This is a genomic window from Pirellulaceae bacterium, assembly GCA_029243025.1.
Lineage (GTDB): Bacteria > Planctomycetota > Planctomycetia > Pirellulales > Pirellulaceae.
The window spans coordinates 243,453-263,861 of record JAQWSU010000033.1; the positions used below are offsets into that span (position 1 = coordinate 243,453).

Sequence of the window (20,409 nt, forward strand, 5' to 3'; positions counted from 1 at the left end):
CCCCCTTGGCTTGGTGAACACCGTCCGTCATTTCCCTCAAATCACCAGGTACTCTTCCTCAGGCACGCTCGGTTAAGTCAATCTCAACGGTCAGCTCTAGCTTGTCTTCTGTCGCGGTGGCAGCGATTTTCTGGGAATCACTTTCACAAACCTCATATCGCTGCCACCAATCAAGTGATTGCTCCGTCGACCACTGCCCAAAGGCTTTACAACCGCGTAATGCCGTGGCGAGTTCCGCCGCCGACTGCGGGCGTCGGGCAGGATTTTTTTCGAGGCAAGCCATGACCACCGCCTCCAGATCCGCGGCGATCGGCCGTCCCAATCGCTCGGCAAGCATCGTGGGATTGGTATGAAGATGATCATGCAAGACTTGAATCGCGTTTTTTGCTCCAAACAAAGGCTGCCCGCACAACAGGAGGTATCCGACCGCCCCGAGCGAATACAAATCGCTGCGGGCGTCGACTTCTTGCGAATTCGAAATTGCCTCCGGCGACATGTAGAGCGGCGTTCCCGTAATGGACTCCGCCTGAGTCACCCATGCGTCCTGGTCAGCAACGTCTTTTACCAAACCGAAATCCAGCACTTTGACGATATCCGTTTGTCCGCCACGTTGGCACAACATAATATTGGGCGGCTTGATATCCCGATGCACTAAACCAGCTTCATGAGCTTCGTGTAAACTGCCACAGACTTGCAACAGAAGATGAATCACACGGGCAGCAGGCATCGGACCGGAAAACTCGACCGCATGGCCCAAGTCGACCCCATCCAGGTACTCCATGGCATAATAAAAAGTACCGTCCGGTGTTCTTCCGTAGTCAAAGATGACGATCGTATTCGGATGAACAAGTTGGCTGGTCGACTGCACTTCCCGTTCGAATCGACTAATTGCAGCCGCTGTATTGTTTTCCGCTCGAAGCAATTTGACGGCCGTTGGACGGCGCAGCATCGTATGACTGGCTCGATAAACTTGCCCCATGCCGCCCTCCCCAATTTTCTCCTCGAGTTTGTATTGCCCGAGTTGGACAGCCGCTTCCACCCGTTGCCTGAGACCGACAATCGTTCCTAATCCGACCGCTCCCAGCGTTGCCACCAAGCTCGAGATCGTCCCCGCTGCAAAAACGAACCAAGCAGTCGTGTGCGCATTCCAGTCGGAGCCCGTCTCCGCGATCACACGTAACGTCCATGGTCGATTCCCCACCGAAATTCGATCCGACCAAGTCAGGTTGTCGAGAGGCGGCGATGCTTTCGTCGGATGTGCATTTTCGAACAACACACTTTGCTCGGCATCGGGCAAGTCGTCTGACAGGATCACGCGCGTGCCCTGCATGTAATTGCCGTCCAGTACTTCGCCCATGATCGGCCCAATCAACAGGGTCACCGCAACCACCCCCTGATAACCACGAGACGCTTCCCTCACCCCCGCGTTTCCCACCGGAATGTAGAGAGCGACGCCGGTCATATCGCCTCCATCACCGGAAATCAGCAGTCGACCGGAAACAGCCATTGCTCCCGTGTTCAAAGCTTTTCTAATCGCCGTTGAACGAGAACCATCTGTCAACAAATCACGCCCCACATTGAATCGTAATGGTTGCTCATAGAGGACCGGCATAAACTGAGTACGGTTCAAACCGGCCGCGTCTCCCCCTTGATCCACATCAGCTCGAATCTCGAAATCGACTTGGCCATCCTCACGCGCTGAAGGCGCGACATCGGACAGCTGCTCAGCGTCAACAAGAGGGATCCACTGAAATGCATAAATACCGCTGTGCCGTTCTAAGGCACCTACGACAAAGGTACTGAATTCTTTTCGAGTGACTTCTTCCGACGCCTCAAAAAGCGCAGGCAGAGATCGAAACACTTCCAGCGTGGCCTCGAATTTAGTTTCGGCAACCTGAGTAAGATGATCGGCAAGCCGATCAAATTCAGCCGTTTTCTGCCGATCCTCCACGCGATACGCGAGCCAGGAGACGACCGACGTGGCCAACATACCCGTCGCGAGGACCAAAGCGGCCAACTTCCAAGCAACGTGCATTCGGCTGCTTTGTGCGGCGTTCCTTGGCGGGAACACCGACAGATTCGATAGCGACGCAGGCGCTTTGTTCGGGTGAGCCATAAATGTAAACGACCAGGATTTCATGAGGTGACTTCTGGGAGCGCCATCGACCACCGCTCAATAATACACTGCACAACAAAAAACTAATACACTTGTCCCGTACAACGAACAGGGCACAACGATTCCAGACAGTTGTAAACCGGTCTTTCACGCAGGCCTCGCCCGGCCGGTCAGGCCACTTGGACGGACTTCACCCCCATGTTTTTTCATCCGTCGGTTCGCATACGACTCGGCCGATTGCCAACCTACCGCAACAACTCGGTGACTTGAGTCGAATGCCGCTCAACCTCTTGACTGTCAGACTGGGAGGTCGGCCACAAAAGCTTCAGTCCGGTGGCCACCATCACGACCATCAGAAATGTGAATACCAGCTTCTGACCCTTTGAGATCGCAATTCTCGCACCCACGTAGCCACCCATCAAATTGCCAACAGCCAGAATTAGTCCGGGAATCCAGTCAACCTGGCCGAAGAGCACAAAGACGGAGAGTGCAAAGATCGTGACGATGAAGCCGATCACATTTTTCGCAGCATTCGCATTGACAAGATCCCGCGCGTGAAATATGCCCATCGCAAGCAGCAACAAAATCCCCATTCCCGCCTGAATGAAGCCAATGTAGATCCCGATGCCGAGGAACAGGATAAATTCGGCAATGGGCGAAGAGATTGGCTCACGTTCTGCCCCGGTCAACAGTTTTGGCTTGAAGGCCAGCAGTCCCGCCATCGCCAAAAACAAGGCACCGAACACGGGCTTGAACGCCTCGACGGGCAAATAAATCGCAGACAACACACCGACCGGCGCACCCAATAACAGAGGCACACAAAGTCGCATGACGAGCTTGAGGTCGATGCTACCATTTCGATAAAAGGTCGCGGAAGCCGATCCAGACGAAAGCAAGATTGCAACGCGATTCGTTCCATTCGCGATTTTCGGATCAAGCCCGCAGACGAACATCAAGGCGGGCAAGGTCAAGAACGAACCGCCCCCGGCAATCGTATTCACCACACCCGCGAGAAACCCAGCCGGAATCAGCAGTAGGTACCAAACCCAATCGGACATATAATCTTTACGACTTGCTGTGATTCACCACGCGGCTCCCGTATGAAGACGGGGAATCGCCTCGGAGTGATTCAGGAAGGATGTTAGTTACCGCTTGGCTGTCATCGCACGACGCTCGGCTCGCATATCGTACATCGGATTTCTTTCAGTCGGCACCGGAGCCCCGATTTGTTCACGCCAGTCTTCTAGCTGACGCAATAACTCATGCAACTTCGCTGGATGCTTGGCCGACAAATCGTTAGCCTCGCCAATATCGCTTCGCAAGTTATACAACTCCAGCCCTCCATCCTCAAAAAATTGATGGAGCTTCCAGTCACCGAGGCGAATTACGCTGCAAGGACGTGATCGAAACAAAGGATCACGTTGCTCATTCCAGACACGATAGGCCTGCAGATAAGCGGGGAAATGCCAAAACAGAGGCCGTTGGCCGAAAGTCAACGTTTCCCCCCGGAGAATTGGCAGCAGACTCTCTCCATCGCCGGCCTGTTCGGCCGGCAGTTTCGCTCCAGCAACTTCACAAATGGTTGGGTATAGGTCGACGCCAATAATCGGTTCCTGGCTCCTACTGCCAGCAGAAACGACACCCGGCCATTTGACAAAGAACGGAACACGAATTCCTCCTTCGTAATAGGTTCCCTTATACCCTTTCAAGGGATGCATGTCGGTGGCGGGACCATAGCCTCCATTATCAGAAAAGAAAATAACGACGGTGCGTTCCACGATACCGAGTTTTTCCAGCGTAGCTTGTATCCGCCCCACGCCGTCATCGACGGCCTGAATCATGGTTGCCATCTCGACATGCTGATGCAACTTGCCTTGTGGCTTGGATTCATACTTGGCAATCAGTTCTTTCTTGGGATCCAGCGGAGTGTGTACTGCAAAATGGGTCAGATAGAGCGCCCAAGGATGTTCTCGGTTTTCCTTGATGAATCCAATCGCTTCATCGGTCAATCGGTCGGTTAGATACTCCCCTTGCGGCGCATCAGTCAGCCCCGGGGTTCGCTTACCATGCGGCGGATAATAGCCGCGAGGAGGTCCGCCCGACTTGGTACCACCAATATTGACATCAAACCCGTAGGGCTTTGGGTCCTTACTTAAATGCCATTTGCCCATGGTTGCCGTTCGATAACCAACGGCCTGCAACTGATGGGCCCAGGTTTTAATCTTCGGATCAAGCGTGTCGGTACCGGGAACATGCTTGAGCTTCCGATAACGGCTGTCACCACGAGCCCTGGTGCCAACATTAAAGATGCGGTGCCGAGGCGTGTATTGTCCCGACAACAGCGAGGCTCGAGCCGGAGCGCAATTCGCCGCACAAGAGTAGGCATCAGAAAAGATCATGCCCTCCGAAGCCAACCGGTCGAGGTTCGGCGTCTCATAAAAATCAGAACCCATGTAGCTCACGTCGCGCCAGCCAAAATCATCCAGGAACACAAAAAGAATGTTAGGCTGCCTCGCCGTTTTCCCAGGCGGCTCGGCTTGTAAATCCGAGATGCACAGCAGACTCACCGCAAACAGACTCATCCAGCCAAGTCGCTGTTTGATTGATAGCTTCATTTTCTCGTTTTCCCCAGGAACACATTTACCTCATTCTGATCTACAATACGCGCCCACGTCCACTCGTTCCTCCCAGAACCCTTGACGAGCTGGTCGAATAAGCACCGCCCAATCACCCGATCACTCACAAATCTCGGACCCACCCCAATGATTCGCTTGACAGTTCTCTATGGCCAACCCAACGACCCAGCAGAGTTCGATCGCTATTACCACGACGTCCACATACCGCTGGCAAAAAAGGTCAAAGGATTCAAAGGTTGGACCATCGGAAAATGCCGATCCGCCAATCACGGTGAAGCAGCTGAGTTCTACATGGTTGTCGGACTCTATGCCGATAGTCGCGAGCAAATGGAGCAGATTCTTGCTAGTCCGGAGGGCCAAGAATTAGTCGCCGACGTGCCCAAATTCGCCAGCGGTGGCGTCACCTTCCTCTACAGCGACGAACAGGTGTTGATTCCCTATTCCCTCAAGGGCTGACTTTCGATCGGTTCCCAAAAAACGGCCAACCAAACAGTCGCTTCCTCCGCGGCGGTTGACTCGACACGATGTCGTCGGTGCGGAGGAATACTCACCCAATCACCGGGTTTCATTGCGATCGGTTTCGCATCGCCTTCGAACAACAAATGCGCGTACCCCTGCAACAGGGCCACCCATTCGTGCTCGGTTTGATCATACCAGTGGCCCTCTGGAGTCGAGTGCTGCAAAGATACAATCCGCTCAATTCGCAACGCCCCCTCATTCACTAACACCTGACTCAATTCGGCGGGTAACTGCTCAGGTATCTCTGAAAACAGATTTTTCATCTCAGCGCCTTTTCGTTGCGTGGTCTTTCCATTCGCAGGGGCAAACCCAACTCACTTTATTGTAAAGAATGCGTCAGCCAGCAGGATAATCTTACGTCAACACTGTTTTGATTTGCTTCGTGATCCCGATCGTCGTATAAAGATCCGTTATTCGATCCAGGGAAGCCGAAGCAACGCTACGGAGGACGTTGACGATGTTTCGAATTGATGCCGGCGGTGCCGGCCGCTACTGCGACGGATTAAATCGCCGAAGTTTCGTCCAGCTCGGTATTGCCGGGATGGCGTCTATCGGTTTACCGCGTTGGCTGCAGGCTCGTGAGCAACTAACTTCGGCCAAATCGAATCAGAGATCGGCCATTCTCATCTGGCTTGATGGCGGACCGGGCCATCTCGACACCTACGATATGAAGCCGACGGCTCCTGCTGAGTATCGGGGGATCTGGCGTCCGATTCGAACCAATGTAACGGGTATTGAGCTCACAGAACTCTTCCCCCGACAGGCCAAAATCGCAGACAAGTTTTCGATCGTCCGATCCCTGCATCATGACACAGGGGATCACTTTGCGGGCGGCCACCGCATGCTAACATCGAAAGACATGGGAGTCAGCGGTGGCAATACGGCAGGCCGTTTCCCATCGATTGGGTCGATCGTTTCCCACCAGCGCGAGCATCAAACCTCAGAGCTTCCTCACTACATGAGCGTACCGGTCGCGAGCAGTATCGGCCTACGGCCTGGATACTTTGGTGGCAACTGGCTTGGCCCCCAATATGATCCGTTTCAGACCAATGGCGATCCCAACAGTAAGACATTTCGAGTCGACAATCTGCAACTTGCTCCAGGAATGACCGTGAAGACGCTTGACGATCGCAAGCGTCTTGCGTTGGCCTTGGATCGCATCCCCCGCGGCGTCGACAACAGCGGCACCTTCGATGCGATGAATCGATTTGAAAAACAGGCTTTTAGTTTTGTCACGGCTCCTCGAGCGCGTGCCGCATTCGATCTTTCGCGTGAGAAGGACAAGCTGCGAGACCTCTACGGCCGGCACACTTGGGGACAAAGTACATTGCTCGCTCGACGTTTGGTGGAAGCCGGCGCGTCATTTGTTACGGTCCATCTTGGTGGCTGGGACCACCATTGGAACTTAGAGTCCGGCATGGAGAGCTACCTTCCTCGCGTCGATGAACTCGTCGCAGCGCTGTTCACCGACTTGGATCAACGAGGAATCCTCGATTCGACATTGGTCATACTCTGCGGTGAATTTAGCCGTACACCGCGCATGAATGACGGCGGTAACGGCGGACCTCCCCTTAGCAAGGGAACCCCGGGACGAGACCATTGGGGCAACGCCATGTTTTGCCTGCTGGGCGGTGGCGGAATCCGAGGCGGTCAAATCATCGGCTCAACTAACAATCGTGGAGAAGAACCGCAAACGAGACCCGTTCAACCGTCCCATGTACACGCAACGATCTACCGTTGCCTAGGCATTGATCCTACGCTACATCTGCTCGATCACTCCGGTCGCCCCACCTCCGTGCTTGAGGATCCCACCGCGATCGAAGAACTCCTTTGAGTCACAGGAAGCAATCTCATCCCAAAAGAATAACCTTCCGTCGATGCCTGCCCCTTGTTCCCGTCAAAAAAGATGGACGAGATGAAGTCAACTCGGAATCGCGGCCTCCGCAGGCATTGAGCGAACGGGCAGATGCCGCGTGGCAGGAAGCCAATTATCGATTGACGCTGAGACCAAACAGGACGTTCGCCGTTGACAATGTCCCTTTTTCGTAACCCTCGAGATTGATCCAGTCTGCGGCCAACACCGCGTCAGTCACGAAGGTCACCGAGACGCCACGAGCCACGTAACGAGCACTGTAAAGCTCAAAGCCGGCAAAAACGCCAGGCGAAACATCCGTTTGCGAAATGAGTGGCGATTTGGCCAAAGTGAACTGGGCGGTGGTACTGTCAATCAAATTCTGCAACGCCGCCGTTGGATCTTCGCGAAAATGTCCGCGGATGTGAGACACGCGACCGCCCAGCCGGAAGGTGAGCAAACGAGATATACCCGGTTCATGAGATAATTCGTGGTACCAGCCGATCGCCGAATGCAAGCTCGTCCGACTAATCTCTTCGAGACTCATGTCGTAAAAATCCTGCAGGAAAGTTCCCTGTGCGGTCCCGGGCGTGAATGTGCCCGACACGGTGCGAGTACGCCCCTCCCCGAACGCGGAAAGATAGGATCCACCAAAATCAAAAAACACCTTGAGATCCGTCGGCAACAATGGTTCGCGACCGCCAAAAGCAACCTCATACCCAACTTCGGTCTGCTCTTCAAACAAACTGCTTCCCATCTGAAATGAGGGACCCGACTTCAGATACATACCAAATCGCGGCCAGCCATGCGGTGAACAACCGCAGTCTGCGTCTCCACATCCATCGCAACTTTCGCTCACAGAAAACTCGAGCGAGTCGACTGAAGCCCCTGCATCCTCCAAGACGACATCTTCCTGAGCGCTGACGAAACCTGCTATCACCACGAGGCTGACAGCGGCCAGAGTCAAAAGCCCAAAGGGCTTGGCAACGAAAGCAGTGACCGTTTTATTAGCCAACATGGGAGCATCCTTCCATGGAATGGATCCAACGAAGCACGAACAACAAAGAGTCCGCCGTTAGATCTATGTGATCGTCCAAACATCGCAGCGACTTTAACGATTACACCAACCGCGAAAGTAAAGTGAACCTTACGGCCGTAAGCACCGATAGCATTGCCGGCGAGAGCCGTGAGACCCCGCCTCCGGGCCACCTTTTTCCGACGTCCCGTCGTTGAGGGATCATGACGACAGCAGAGCGGTGAAAGCCAAGCCCATGAATCACGAGCCGTAACCGTTCCTTACGTTGAAAATAAAATCCATAGTCGCTTTACAAGTCGAAAGATCGAGCTTCGAGACTGATTCGCGAACATTGTCCGCAACCCGAGCGAAACGGTCGAGCTCAGCGCAGGACGCTAGCAGACCCCGCAAAAAAAAACTGCTCTTGCCCACCGAGCCGATCTGACCAACAATCGTGAGGGCAGGCAAAACCGGAAACGATTTTCCGACGCGATCTTTGCGATTCTAGGCATGATGCCTTCTCAGCTTGCCCCACTGTTTCTCATCTGAGAAGGGTATCCAACTCTGGATTGAACGGAGGCACATCATGTTAGTTTTGTCACGGAAAGAAAACGAACGGCTCTTGTTTCCCACTCTTGGCATATCCGTCGAGGTGGTACGGATTCAAGGTAACAAGGCACGTATCGGCATCGACGCTCCGGCCGACATCCCAGTATTACGAGAAGAAATCGCTGACCTGAAGGGCATCGAATTCACCCCTGACACGTCCGCCTCCGAGAGCCGCCTCGCTGCGATAACAAAAACCTTGCGTGAGAAACTAGACACCACGGCGGGCGCGCTCAACCAGCTCCACGAACACCTGCAGGGCGACCCGGAAGGTCAAAGGTTTGTGCTCAACACATTTCGGGAACTGCAGGATCTGGAGCGCAGCATGACTGCAGGAGAACCGGTTGAGCCAGAGCCACCTCATGGCTTGCTGATCAATCGAAATCCGAATGAACGTGAATTACTGGCAAGTTGCCTCAGATTTGGCGGTTTTGAAGTGGCTGCGGCGGCAAGCACGGGAGATGCCTTTGACTACCTATCCCTGCACGCCTGCCCCGATTTCGCCTTGATTGACACCGAGGACGCAACCAGCGACTTTATTCAAGAACTTCGATCGAACCGAGCTTTCGAGCAGATGAAGTTGTTCGGCATCGGCGAGCCACGCGACGCTTGTGCGGCCGGCTCTTTTCCCAGGCCAATCAATGCCGAGATTCTTGTCGGCGAATTGACTCGAGAATACGCTGGTCGAATTGCTATCTAACTCAAACACTCGCTCGACTTCTGTTGCCCAACGACAAAAGCGATTAGAATCTTCGGCACGCTAATCGCAACTCATACCAACGTGTAACTCATACCAAAGCACGACGAAGATGTCCGAACACCAAGACCTGCAAGAGCGGGTGACAAAACTGGAGGAACTTAACTCGCACCAGGAGTTGCTGCTCCAACAATTACATCAGGTTGTTTTGGAGCTTAGAACCGAGCATGAACAGTTGCGAACGCAAACCAAGCTTCGGATCGAGCAACTCGTGTCGCAGGCAGAAAGCAGATCTTCGGAACTTGATCCCGACGAGAAACCGCCCCACTATTAACGACAACCAAGGCTAAGTGATTCACGCACCCTGCCCCCCAAATCGATCAACTTCGTTCCGCCACCGGCAGGAACTGAGGGGCCGTGACGCCCATTGATACATAGACACTCATGAGCCCGTCGACAGACACGTCAGCGGAGATCACTTTCTCGGCTGGGACAAATACCAGGCCGCCACCAATCGGCACTGGGGCGGTGGGAATGATCACGGCGTGATATTCCTGGCCGCCAATGTTAAAGCGTTCCGGCGAGGTCAGCAGAGCCAACATGGCCGTTGGATTTTTGTCTCCAAACAGACAGAAGACCGACCTCATCCCCTGGAGATCGGCTTCATCCTTCTTATCAAGCATACCGATCAATTGCTTCGATGTGCCGTAGATACTGCTCACGATAGGAACACGCGTGAGCAGCGCATCGACGATACTTTGCAGCATTCGCTTCGCGCCAAGTTCAACGAACAGCCCAAGTGCAAAGACGATCGACAGGACCAATACCCACCCAACCACGTAAGCGAGCGTGTCGTTATTCACCACCTGGAGCCCAAACGACTGCAGGCCATTACCAACGAGCGAACCAGGACCGACAAAGCGAGCAATGTAGTCCGTCACCCACGCCACCACGGCAAACGTGATGACGACAGGCAAAACCGCTAGCACACCAGCGACAAAGTAGCCAAGGAAACGACTGAGCAAACTTCGTTGGTGAAGAGCCATGAACACTCCTACAAAATATCAATCGAGGTCGGAGTCACAACAGAAACAATTTGCCTGAGCGAGGCTATCAAGAGCAAGCCAAACCGGCAAAGGTGTTTCAACGCAGAAATTAGCAGCGGTTAGGCAAACACAGGTCGGCAAACACAGGTCGGCGAAACCGCCCCGATTGAGCTGGACCGGCGATCCGACCTACAGCGAGCCCCGATCACCGGGATCGTTGAAGGATTGCACCTCGCCACCGATCCCCCCTTTGAGTTGATCGGTCAGACGGGCTGTCGACTCTTCGAAAAATCAGTCGCAAAAATGCCCGAAAGACGATTCCTGATTAAACTTACCTACGAAATCAGATCGACTTGATGCGTTTTTCGCACAACGCCAAGGATCAGACGGATTCGAACATCCCAGCTTCGAACATCCCAGCTTCGAGCTGGGAAGCGGTGTGCTCTCGATATTCGGCGGGTCGCCCACTATCGCTGCATTTTGGATATCCGACGACTTAATGCACGGGACCGACTCCTCTCCATTATTTTGCATTCACGTCATGGAATAAGATCGCCGCTTACCGTTCCGACGCAGCCCGTCTCCGAACCCGCATCGGTGATCACTTGGGCTCTGCGAGGTATCGTCGGACGTATCGGTACGTGGTGGAATCGTCGCCGCAACGTGGGTTAGTGAAGCGGCCTGGCGATGCTCAGCGAGGCCGCAATGGTGCGGCCGGCGATTGCGTTTGCATCGCCATTCTTCTGGCGTCTCTTCAGTCTTGGGCGACATCGCTGCAACGTGATCGCGTTCTATCTTTAATTCGAGGACGCGATCGATCTTCGCCGGCCGGCGTCGCCGCTGAATTAGCCGTGCGATGCTATGCACAAGTTGCACAGGCGCCCGGTTCAATTCCATTCGCCAGTAAATGACGTGATTGTGTCAGTCACCGATGCGGTGCCACACATCGCGCACCGGGTCGAGTGCCTTGCCATCGATTTCCACGGTTCCCGACATGCGATGTGTTTTTCCGTCGTCCGAAACATGGCGCGTGATCGAGGAAGTGATCGGCTTTCCATCGGCGATACTTCCGGTCTCGTCATGGTGCCACTGACCGTCCTTCTTGTAGGTGGTTATGTTCCAGACCGTGCCGCCGGATGAAACCCATTGCCCCTGGATCTGCCGTTTGCCGGCATCGTAAAAGAACACGGCGGTGCCCGAGCCAGGCCCGCCGTTAAATCGGCCGCGTATAACGTGACCGTTGTCACTGAGTGTGAACTCTGAATAGGCTGTGACTTTGTCTCCTTTTTTGCCGAAACGAGGCCAGTCGGTAATCCAGATCACGTCTCCGATCCAGCGCCCCTACATCGACTTGCAAAATTCCTGGAAGTCAGCTTGAGTCGATTGAATCTTGCCTGCAGGTTCGGCGGCGTTCGCGGTCTGAGTCGATTGACTTGAGTTAAACCATGTGACTCCGCTCAAACAACATGTTGTCAACGCAGCAACCAATATCCACTTTTTCATTTCCGGGATCCTTTTGAGAAAACGAGGCTAAGGGGACGATCGGGGAAACGAGTCGGGCTCGATTAACCACGGTCATCTTATTTGCGTGCTAAGAAGTTCCGTCAAGATCGTGGTGATGTCCATCTTGACATTAATCAACACGACGCTCCCCGTGCAAAACTCTCTTCATGACCTCTTTTCCGTTTCGATTTGTCCAGAGTCATTGATCGACAGAAAGTTCGCGATTCCGCGTTTATTCCGCTCGCGGTTATACGAAAGCGACGGTTACCCAACAACCGTCGGCTCGATTAACGGAATCTGTGATGCTCGAGAGATCGCGACGTTTTCCGCTTCATCATGAGTGGGACATGCGTTCGGTGCAGAAGGTCTGAGTTGACGCTTTACTGAGGCTGAATCACTGTTGTGCCCGAATGCAGCCCAAGTGCTATCCTGCGAATCGTCAATAATGCGAGTCCGTTCCTTGCCCCGAACGGCATGTGGTTTCGGCGATTTTCGATTATCTACTTCTTCACTCTACTTTCGTTTCGCGTTGCTCATCTCGGTGGACGTGCCTGCATTATTCAAAGCGTATTCGGTGACTGACAGATCGGACCTCTTGAGCTCATGCATGATTTCCAGACCTTGATGACTTATGCTCGACCTCTTCCTACCCACACTGCGGGTTAAACTAAATTTGATTATTGAGTTAGGCGTCGATGAAAGACTGAAAGTAGGATTGGTTGGCAATCTCGCGGTAAAGAGTCGCAACTGAAGTTTTGAAACGATCGTTGTAAGTCGTGATCATTTCGTCTTCATCCTCAGAAATCTACTGACAAGAATGGATGAGTCGCAAACCGCGAGACAACGAAATGTGTTCATCCTGGCCAGCCCCGAACTAATCGCTGACGGATGCGATCAAGCCGTCGCGGCCACGAGTGAGTGCCTAACCGCATCGTCAACAGTCCTCCCCAGAAAAACTTTTCCTGGGTCCCAGATCATTTTTCTATTCTGGAAAATTGAAGTTGGATGGTTTCCTCGATCAGATCCCAGTGCTCGATACAGAAATTCGGCGTACCATCGCTAACATCATCAAGCGCGTAAACGGTGCCCCTCAGGCCGTCACCAACATACACACCCCTTCGCTGACCCTCATTTGCAACACCTTCGTCCGTCACCGCCCGACCGGTGCCAACAAAGGAACCCATGTGCTCCTGTCTGGAATTGGCAGTGAATTCGTACGTCAACCAGACTTTGCCGTAGCGACCGACGCTGCCGGTTGCATTGACCAGAGTCCCCTCTTTGGTTTGGGTAATCGAGCTGATCTTCAACTCAAAGGAAAAGATTTGATCTTCCAGTTTCAACTGTTCTGCCAGTGACATTTCACTCTCCTTTTACCGGGAATAACAACTATCCGGTGATACAAACTAACACAATTAAAGCGGGATGCAGCGATGAATTGCTCAATCGAATATTACAGTTGCGAACTCGAAGGCAGACTATTTATAAGCCTGGCAGTTGTGCCATGGGTTTAATTCCTCCTATGAACACGCAAGACCATATTGACGCCCGCAGAACAACGAGCATTTGACCTTGGATTTGAAGTAGCGTTCCAATTGTTGATTGGGCCGTTACTAGATGATCTTGCAAAACAACACCTTCCTGTTCTCGTGGAGATAGCAGCCCCCTGGAAAGCTTTCTGCCTTCCTCGAATTCCGCAATGAAACCTGAACGATCGAGCCTACGATGCCCCATCATACGTGCTCGGATCGCTAGAAGGCAGACCACCCGAGTCCTCCGAGACTTGTGTGCAAGGCTCAAATCGACGTTCTCAGGAGATGCGGCCCAAAAGGCCATTTCAGGTACACATTTCAGAGGGTGTACCTGAATCCCCTAACAGACGATTAGCTGGACAAGATTCCGCCAAGATGATGCACTAAGATGCGTTGGAGGCACACTTCGCCCTCACCCGCCTTCTTCGCCAACACAAACCGATTCCACCTAGCACGGCCCAAACGGCTAGCGAGCCGGGCTCTGGCACACTGGCGGGAGAGGAAAGACTTGCGACGCGAAAACCGTCGCTGCCGTACTCGCTTCCCGGGTGGGCGCTGCTCCGGTCCGACGACGACAAGAAGGTGTAGTCGGTATACCAGCTGCCGCCGCGGAACCCGCGATCCCCCTCTGGTATGATTGCTTCGTTCCACTCCCAGACGTTGCCCGACTGGTCATACGTTCCGTACGGACTCAGCGCACTGGTATACGCACCGACTGCGGTCGTGTTCCCGATGAGGTTATTGTAGTTAGCTGAGTTGGTTCCGCCCTCCGGTGCCTCTGCAATAGGCGCTACGTCGCTGCGGGTCGCAAAGTCAAAGTAGCCGCCTGCATTAGAATTTAACGTGGGGTCGTAGTACGCCGCCTTGTACCACTCATCTTCACTGGGAAGAAACCACGTCGCACCGGCGTTACGAGTGATGCTGTTGTTCGTAATCCCCTCGTCCGTGATCGTGTAAGCACCGTTTTCCGTGTCACCGTTTCCCATCCCATTGTGAAGCCAGTTCGTGTAACGCAACGCGTCATAGAAATCAACGTAGCCCACCGGGTTCTCGCCGCGGCCTGAATTGACCGAATAGATAAAGTTACCGGGCGATCCGTTTTGGCTGATGCCAACACTAGAATCCGACATAGATGACTTGTAAAGGCTGTAGGTATCGGTGCCGGCCACAGCATTCAGAAACGCCGCGTACTCGCTGTTTGTGACCTCGGTGGCACTGATCCGGTATTCATAACCGACTGCACCATAACCGGTGTCATCGGCGGCGTTATTGATATTGCCTACCGTCACCATCACGCTCGCATCGGTTTGCTGACTGATGAGAAGCGTGAAGAAGCCGACAGAGGCCAAAAGGACAAATCGAGAAAACAGCATCGGAAAGCCTTTCATCGACGAGCAAACAAACGCCATTTGGCAGCATGAGTGGAATGCGGATTTTAGGTGATGAACGCAGCGGGAACAATCATCAAAAGTCTGATTAAACCCGCTCTCGTGGAAGGGTGCGTCAATCGCCGCCAAGAATAGCTGCCTTTCTACTCCCAGGGCGAAAAAAAATTCCTGGTCGGCCGCCCCTGAAAACAAAACGAAAAGCCGCGGCGACTTCTTCGTCGATGGCGAATCGCTACCCTGGTCCCGATGGCGTTCAGCTTGTTCAAGTCAACATCTCACTCCACCTGCTTCGCTGCACACTCCAATCCATCACCCGAACGATCCGCCGCACCTCGATCTCCGTGATTGGGTCCGACCCCAACTCGACGCGAGGCAAGAACAGAATCGCCTCCTGAATGTTGGGAGCCAAATTGACCAGCCAGCCGATACACCCCGTCGACGCCACCATCTCGATGGTTCAGGAATGCACTCGAGTTGAAAGAAGCCCGCCAGCCCTAGCCTGGAAGCCTAGGGCCAGCGGCAGCAGTCGCTCGAATTGAAGCAGCGGAAGAAGTAAGCTCGAGCGTAATGCCGGTGGTGGTTTAATTGACTAGTGCCAAGAATCGATTACGGATGTCGTGGTTTTGGATAAGCCGACGTAGCTCTACTACTTCGCCGTTGGCAGCTTTGACTTTCTCGGTCTGCCGTGCTGCATATAATGTCGCAGCCTCGTTGCCGGCAAAGCCTGCTTTCTTCAGGCTGTCAACTGCCTTGTTTGTAATCTTATCGAGGTCCGAGGTCAGCTTATCTAGCTCATTACGCAATGCAGCCGTATTTCGGTCTATGATGCCGACAACAACTGCCAGAGCCGCGTCTGTGGCACGAGCTATGTGCAAGTTCGCGTCGTAAATGGCATCCTCGTGTGATCGTATCTTACGCGCAAGTCCTTCGTCGTCGCTAAAGTCGAGATGGGCACCCCGATTGGGTTGACCACCTAGCAGATGTCTTGGATCGACGGGTCCCATCTGACCGCGTACGCAATCGGCCAGTTCGTGTGGGCATTTGCGGCGACAAGCTGGGCACGCGTCGAGTAGTTCTGGCGGCGACGCTGGCAATGCTAAAGGGGGCAATGCTAAAGGGAAAGCCTACGAGGAAGAAGGCTAAGAATCAAAGAACACGCCGTGCAGGTCAACTAACTCCTCTGCAGTCTCCATGCTGTTGTAACCGTAGTTCCGCCCGGACTTCCACGCGAAAGGGTCCCGCGTTCTCAAGCCGTTGATGGTACAGACTTACGCTCCGGTAGACTGCCTGAGACTCGCCTCATGCCAAAAATACGCCCTGCTGCACGGTCGACTCTCGGAGGATGATCGAACCCTCTTTGCTAAGGCGGTGTTTCAAAGAGTGGAGGAACTTCAGGACGTCAGCGTTCTTCAGCTACCTACACAGGCCGCCCAGGAAGATCATGTCAAATGGTCCTTCCGGAAGTCTTTTCCCACCGTCGCCTTCGAATATCTCAACATTGCGCAGGCAAGCCACTCTTTCCCTCGTAGCCTTCACCATCAAGGGACTACGGTCGATCCCAATGGCAGCCTTTTAGCGATTAGCGAAGCTCTCGGTCCAGGCCCCCAACCCACAGCTAACGTCAAGCACTCGCTCTGAGGCACTCACTGCGTCAAGCCAATCACTAACAGCGCGTCTCTTCTTTGCGTAGTCGATATCGGGCCGCACTGGCTGGCAGATTGTGCCCATGGGACATCATGCTGACAGTGTCTGCCGTGCCTCCCACCGCACCACCATTGAAATAGCGATTGACAGTTTCAGCATCGATCTGTTGTCCGGTGGAGGTGTGGTAATTCGTCGGCATTACCTTTGAAAAAGCCTGACTTTACGGTGGACTTCTTGTTGGGTAAATGGTCTGCGAAGGGGTGCATCCGCGGCCACATGCCCCAGCCTGCAAGCGTTTTTTCGAATATGATAGCCTGATGAGTCGTCGCCAAGGATTCCGTCGCGACGGTCCTTGCTGACGTCCGCAACGAATCGCGACTCAACCAAGCAGACCACCTTAGACAACACAACGCAGCAAATACCGTCTTTGACCAACTGAGCCGTCCTCCCACGTCCGGAAGGTGGCCCTTTTTCGTTCAGCGTAGAAGCAACTCGCACGAATCGAGCTCATCGCCCTCCGCCGGTTGATTATAGTCAATCCACCCGTTACCATGGCTTTCTTGAAGTAGAACAGCCTGAACACGGTGTTCGGGCAACGCGACAGGACACTTTTTGCGAAGTTGGACAAATGGCAGAAGGCACTATCAAGCGACTCACGGACAAGGGCTTTGGTTTTATTGACGTGGGGAGCGAAAAAGACCTATTCTTTCACTCGTCAAGTCTCGAAGGGGTGAGCTACGACGAGCTCCGAGAAGGACAACGAGTGTCATTTACCGAAGGACGTGGACCTAAAGGCCCATGTGCCGAGAACGTCACGCTGGCCTAACGGAGCGTCGTACAACTCTTGACGTGCGATACAACGCAACCAAAGACAGTTGATCGAAATCGATGCGCGGTGCCGGGAAACCAATCAATGGCGTTTCTTGGCATGCCTAGGCGGCACCGACAAAGGAAAAGATGATTCTCGTTTTTTCGCCTCTTGCGGAAAATCATCACTACTTTGATCAGGGGTTCATTCGATTAGAATTCCAATCGGAGAACTTTGATGCCGAATTCCGGGATCACTTCGGTCCACCGAGACGATTCGGTACGCATCGGTGAGACACCTGTAGGCAAGGGCGTTTTTTCGGAACGAACTTATCCGGCTAACGCGGTCATCGGTGAGATCACCGGCGACGTCGTCACCAATGGTTGGAGCGGGTCCAGGTATTCGTTTGAAATTGACGATCGAACTCAGTTGGATCCGCATGCGCCGTTCCGATATTTGAACCATAGTTGCGAACCTAATTGTGAGTTCGACTGGTTCGACGATGACGGGATGAATGGAGACGTGGCCCCGGTGTACTTGATCGCGCTACGCGACATCAGGCCCGCCGAAGAGTTGACAATCGACTACAACTGGCCCGCAATCGCTGCCATTCCCTGCCATTGTGCCGCCGCGTCGTGTCGTGGCTGGATTGTCAGTCTCGACGAGTTGGATTTGCTCGATAGGACGCGCGAAGACCATCGATCAAATGACCGATGATGACGGGTCGCATCCGACGCGAGAGTGGGTCGCTAGCAGGATTACTCGGGTGCATCTTGACACCTCGGTCAGCGGTACAGTCTTGCCCGACGACGTTGTTCATTTTCTTCCGGAAGCTGATGTAAGAGTCAGCCAATTTGTCAGGAATAGTCCCATCCGCGCCACGGGCTTCGTCCCTAGCACGTCCCTCTGCGGTGCGGTTCTGCAATTTGATAACGTGGCGGTGTACAGTCCGCTGGAGGAAACGGACGTTGGCAAAGCTGCTACGGTGGTCTCGACCGACGTCAGTTTCGCCATCCGCGAATTGCATTCGGTGTCCGCGATCGACTGCAGCAACCGGATGAGAGCCGCGTCGCACCGTGTGGTCAGAACGGCGGCGGCAAGCAGGTGCGAGCGACGAGGGCCTGATTTTGCCTTTCACGAGGTGCGATTTGGGTCGATGATCCCCCGAGACGCCCCAGCTTTGGTCAAGATTTAGGTTTTTCCTCGGAAATTGATAGTGAGTTCATTTCCTGTCCCCGCCACTTTTTTCGCTTGGCAACTTTTGCCAACGGAAACCGAAATTCAAACCAGCCCCTGTCCCGCAGGGGCTGGTTTCGTTTCTGGCCAACCGCGGCAATTCACCCTCTGAGGCGGCTGTCTCCGATGTCCGCCGTTATCTGCTAACGTGCAGGCAGAAACGGAGACGGAAGCCGATTTCCCCGAAAGCTAGGCAGCACAGCTAAACTGCTTGAGCCCGTCCCGGTAGCAATATCTCCGCTCACGTTTTTGACGTCAGGTACCAACCGCGATTGACGCGCCAGCGTTTCGTTGGCGTCCATTCCGAAGCCATGATGCGCAGCGTTATCACCACAGAGGCAACAGCTGTACCAAACGAAGCCAATCCAGCAATAACGCAAGGGTAGCGCGCAAAGGTTCAACAAGAATAGCCTCTAACCAGCCGACCTAGACTGCGGCAAGTATGGTTCCCGTTTATCCCGTAAAACCTGAGCCCTTTGATTTTTTCATGGCACGTTGGATACGCACCCGCTGGCTGACCCTACTTCCGCGAAAACTTAAACGAGGCCGTTGTGCAAGCGTTCCCGCTTGAGCGGATTTTATTTCTGGGGCCCCTCGATTGTATTTCGGTGGTTTCTTCGCGCTCCGCCCCACTGGCCTCCGACATCTCCAGTCGCGGGCTTCGCCTCGCTCCTTCCGTGCCGGCTAATAATAGGCTCCGCCTACTCGCCCGACGGACCCAGGGCAACGCGGAAGCCGCCGTTGATGCCGTTGATGCCGTAGTTGCGCGACGGGTGGCCCCCGTTGCGGTACGTCGACCGACAAAACCCGAAGGGAAAGTTCCAACAGCCGCCACGAAACACGCGATACTTGCCCGATGAAACCCCTTGAGGATCCGTCACTGCACCACGCGGATAATTGCCATACCAATCCTGGCACCACTCCCAAACATTGCCGTGCATGTCATAAAAACCCCACGGGTTTGGTGACTTCTGACCCACAGGATGAGTTTTATTGTCGGAGTTGCTGAGGTACCAAGCAAAATCGTTGAGCTGTTTTCCAAACGCCTGGAAATTTTTGGCCGTGTTCCAATTTTTTGTTTCCCCACCACGGCACGCGTACTCCCATTCCGCCTCCGTGGGCAATCGATATACCCGACCGGCAGCCTTTTCAGCTGGCAAAGCAGACAACTTACGGCAAAACTCCACTACTTCGTCCCAACTCACAGAATCAACCGGATTGGTAACTCCTTTGAACTTGCTAGGATTCTTGCCCATCACCTGCTGATATTCTGCTTGCGTGACCTCATACACACCAAGGTAAAAAGGTCGACTCAGTGTAACCTGGTGCGGTGGTTGTTCATCTGGGAATAACACATTCGGCGACCCCATCGTGAACTCACCCGCAGGCAAAAGCTTCAGTTTCATCCCGATCGAGTTAACAACTGCATCTTTATCCAATAGGGCTCGAGCCTGCTTGGCCGCTGCGGCTCGATCAGAATCAGCCTGCGCAGCTGCTTTGACCGCCGGATTGGGGTTGGGCGAGATCTGTTGGCCAGGGAGAACGGCAGAAGCGATCAACAGCCCGACGATGGCTAGAGCAGGCAGACATTTCATTACCGTATCTCCATGGATGCGATTTTGTTTCCACCTATTTTAGACCCCGAGAAGATCGATCCGCAATCTGCTTTTCCGCAATTCGTTCTCATCATCCAAGGGCCAAACGGGGACGGGAGCCGATTTTGCCGCAAGCCAGGCAGGTCAGCTAAACCGCCTCATCCAATCCCGGTAGCAACATCGCCGAACACGTTATCGAGGTCAGGTACCAACCGCGCT

The 20,409-nt window shown here is 53.9% G+C and carries 20 protein-coding genes; 7 read left to right on the top strand and 13 right to left on the bottom strand.

Going from position 1 to position 20,409, the window contains the following annotated elements; all coding sequences use genetic code 11:
• Positions 1-58: 58 nt before the first annotated feature.
• From P8N76_16180 to P8N76_16190, 3 genes are all read right to left on the bottom strand, one after another.
• Positions 59-2,140, bottom strand: a complete 2,082-nt coding sequence (locus P8N76_16180) for a protein kinase (GenBank protein MDG2383208.1) — start codon at positions 2,138-2,140, stop codon at positions 59-61.
• Positions 2,141-2,361: 221 nt separating this feature from the next.
• Positions 2,362-3,174 (bottom strand): sulfite exporter TauE/SafE family protein, encoded by an 813-nt coding sequence (locus P8N76_16185; protein MDG2383209.1) that lies wholly within the window; start codon positions 3,172-3,174, stop codon positions 2,362-2,364.
• An 87-nt stretch (positions 3,175-3,261) separates the two neighbouring features.
• Positions 3,262-4,731, bottom strand: coding sequence for a sulfatase (locus P8N76_16190; GenBank protein MDG2383210.1), 1,470 nt, complete (start codon positions 4,729-4,731; stop codon positions 3,262-3,264).
• 147 nt (positions 4,732-4,878) lie between these two features.
• On the opposite strand from P8N76_16190, the gene P8N76_16195 reads away from it, so the two are divergent.
• On the top strand, positions 4,879-5,208 hold the full coding sequence (locus P8N76_16195) for an EthD family reductase (protein ID MDG2383211.1): 330 nt from the start codon (positions 4,879-4,881) through the stop codon (positions 5,206-5,208).
• Here P8N76_16195 and P8N76_16200 read toward each other — a convergent pair.
• Positions 5,190-5,534 carry a cupin domain-containing protein gene (locus P8N76_16200; protein MDG2383212.1) on the bottom strand — a complete coding sequence of 115 codons (345 nt, stop codon included), beginning with the start codon at positions 5,532-5,534 and terminating at the stop codon, positions 5,190-5,192. The two genes, P8N76_16195 and P8N76_16200, sit on opposite strands and share 19 nt — an antisense overlap.
• 194 nt (positions 5,535-5,728) lie before the next feature.
• Here P8N76_16200 and P8N76_16205 point away from each other — a divergent pair, with 194 nt between their 5' ends.
• A complete protein-coding gene (locus P8N76_16205) occupies positions 5,729-7,105 on the top strand; it encodes a DUF1501 domain-containing protein (GenBank protein MDG2383213.1) in 1,377 nt (458 codons plus the stop codon).
• Positions 7,106-7,259: 154 nt separating this feature from the next.
• Here the strand turns inward: P8N76_16205 and P8N76_16210 are convergent, their stop codons facing one another.
• Positions 7,260-8,141, bottom strand: coding sequence for a hypothetical protein (locus P8N76_16210; protein ID MDG2383214.1), 882 nt, complete (start codon positions 8,139-8,141; stop codon positions 7,260-7,262).
• A gap of 583 nt (positions 8,142-8,724) precedes the next feature.
• Here P8N76_16210 and P8N76_16215 point away from each other — a divergent pair.
• Together P8N76_16215 and P8N76_16220 are read left to right on the top strand one after the other, a co-directional pair.
• Positions 8,725-9,444, top strand: coding sequence for a carbon storage regulator (locus P8N76_16215; GenBank protein MDG2383215.1), 720 nt, complete (start codon positions 8,725-8,727; stop codon positions 9,442-9,444).
• Positions 9,445-9,553: 109 nt separating this feature from the next.
• Positions 9,554-9,775 carry a SlyX family protein gene (locus P8N76_16220; GenBank protein ID MDG2383216.1) on the top strand — a complete coding sequence of 74 codons (222 nt, stop codon included), beginning with the start codon at positions 9,554-9,556 and terminating at the stop codon, positions 9,773-9,775.
• Positions 9,776-9,821: 46 nt separating this feature from the next.
• Here the strand turns inward: P8N76_16220 and P8N76_16225 are convergent, their stop codons facing one another.
• From P8N76_16225 to P8N76_16250, 6 genes are all read right to left on the bottom strand, one after another.
• Positions 9,822-10,487 (bottom strand): DUF502 domain-containing protein, encoded by a 666-nt coding sequence (locus P8N76_16225; GenBank protein ID MDG2383217.1) that lies wholly within the window; start codon positions 10,485-10,487, stop codon positions 9,822-9,824.
• Positions 10,488-11,408: 921 nt separating this feature from the next.
• The gene (locus P8N76_16230; protein ID MDG2383218.1) at positions 11,409-11,810 is read right to left on the bottom strand and encodes a hypothetical protein; all 402 of its coding nucleotides are present in this window, start codon (positions 11,808-11,810) and stop codon (positions 11,409-11,411) included.
• A gap of 18 nt (positions 11,811-11,828) precedes the next feature.
• The gene (locus P8N76_16235) at positions 11,829-11,990 is read right to left on the bottom strand and encodes a hypothetical protein (protein MDG2383219.1); all 162 of its coding nucleotides are present in this window, start codon (positions 11,988-11,990) and stop codon (positions 11,829-11,831) included.
• A 974-nt stretch (positions 11,991-12,964) separates the two neighbouring features.
• Positions 12,965-13,348 (bottom strand): hypothetical protein, encoded by a 384-nt coding sequence (locus P8N76_16240; protein MDG2383220.1) that lies wholly within the window; start codon positions 13,346-13,348, stop codon positions 12,965-12,967.
• 554 nt (positions 13,349-13,902) lie between these two features.
• Positions 13,903-14,892: an SUMF1/EgtB/PvdO family nonheme iron enzyme gene (locus P8N76_16245; GenBank protein MDG2383221.1), complete on the bottom strand. Its 990-nt coding sequence runs from the start codon at positions 14,890-14,892 to the stop codon at positions 13,903-13,905.
• A gap of 596 nt (positions 14,893-15,488) precedes the next feature.
• Positions 15,489-15,911 carry a hypothetical protein gene (locus tag P8N76_16250; protein ID MDG2383222.1) on the bottom strand — a complete coding sequence of 141 codons (423 nt, stop codon included), beginning with the start codon at positions 15,909-15,911 and terminating at the stop codon, positions 15,489-15,491.
• Positions 15,912-16,164: 253 nt separating this feature from the next.
• On the opposite strand from P8N76_16250, the gene P8N76_16255 reads away from it, so the two are divergent.
• Positions 16,165-16,545 carry a hypothetical protein gene (locus P8N76_16255; GenBank protein MDG2383223.1) on the top strand — a complete coding sequence of 127 codons (381 nt, stop codon included), beginning with the start codon at positions 16,165-16,167 and terminating at the stop codon, positions 16,543-16,545.
• Between the two features lie 25 nt (positions 16,546-16,570).
• Here P8N76_16255 and P8N76_16260 read toward each other — a convergent pair whose 3' ends face one another.
• Positions 16,571-16,750, bottom strand: a complete 180-nt coding sequence (locus P8N76_16260; protein MDG2383224.1) for a hypothetical protein — start codon at positions 16,748-16,750, stop codon at positions 16,571-16,573.
• 429 nt (positions 16,751-17,179) lie between these two features.
• Between P8N76_16260 and P8N76_16265 the strand changes: the two genes are divergently transcribed.
• Positions 17,180-17,377, top strand: a complete 198-nt coding sequence (locus tag P8N76_16265) for a cold shock domain-containing protein (GenBank protein MDG2383225.1) — start codon at positions 17,180-17,182, stop codon at positions 17,375-17,377.
• A 219-nt stretch (positions 17,378-17,596) separates the two neighbouring features.
• Positions 17,597-18,076, top strand: a complete 480-nt coding sequence (locus tag P8N76_16270; GenBank protein MDG2383226.1) for an SET domain-containing protein — start codon at positions 17,597-17,599, stop codon at positions 18,074-18,076.
• Between the two features lie 1,220 nt (positions 18,077-19,296).
• Here P8N76_16270 and P8N76_16275 read toward each other — a convergent pair.
• The gene (locus P8N76_16275) at positions 19,297-20,190 is read right to left on the bottom strand and encodes a formylglycine-generating enzyme family protein (protein MDG2383227.1); all 894 of its coding nucleotides are present in this window, start codon (positions 20,188-20,190) and stop codon (positions 19,297-19,299) included.
• Positions 20,191-20,409: the final 219 nt, after the last annotated feature.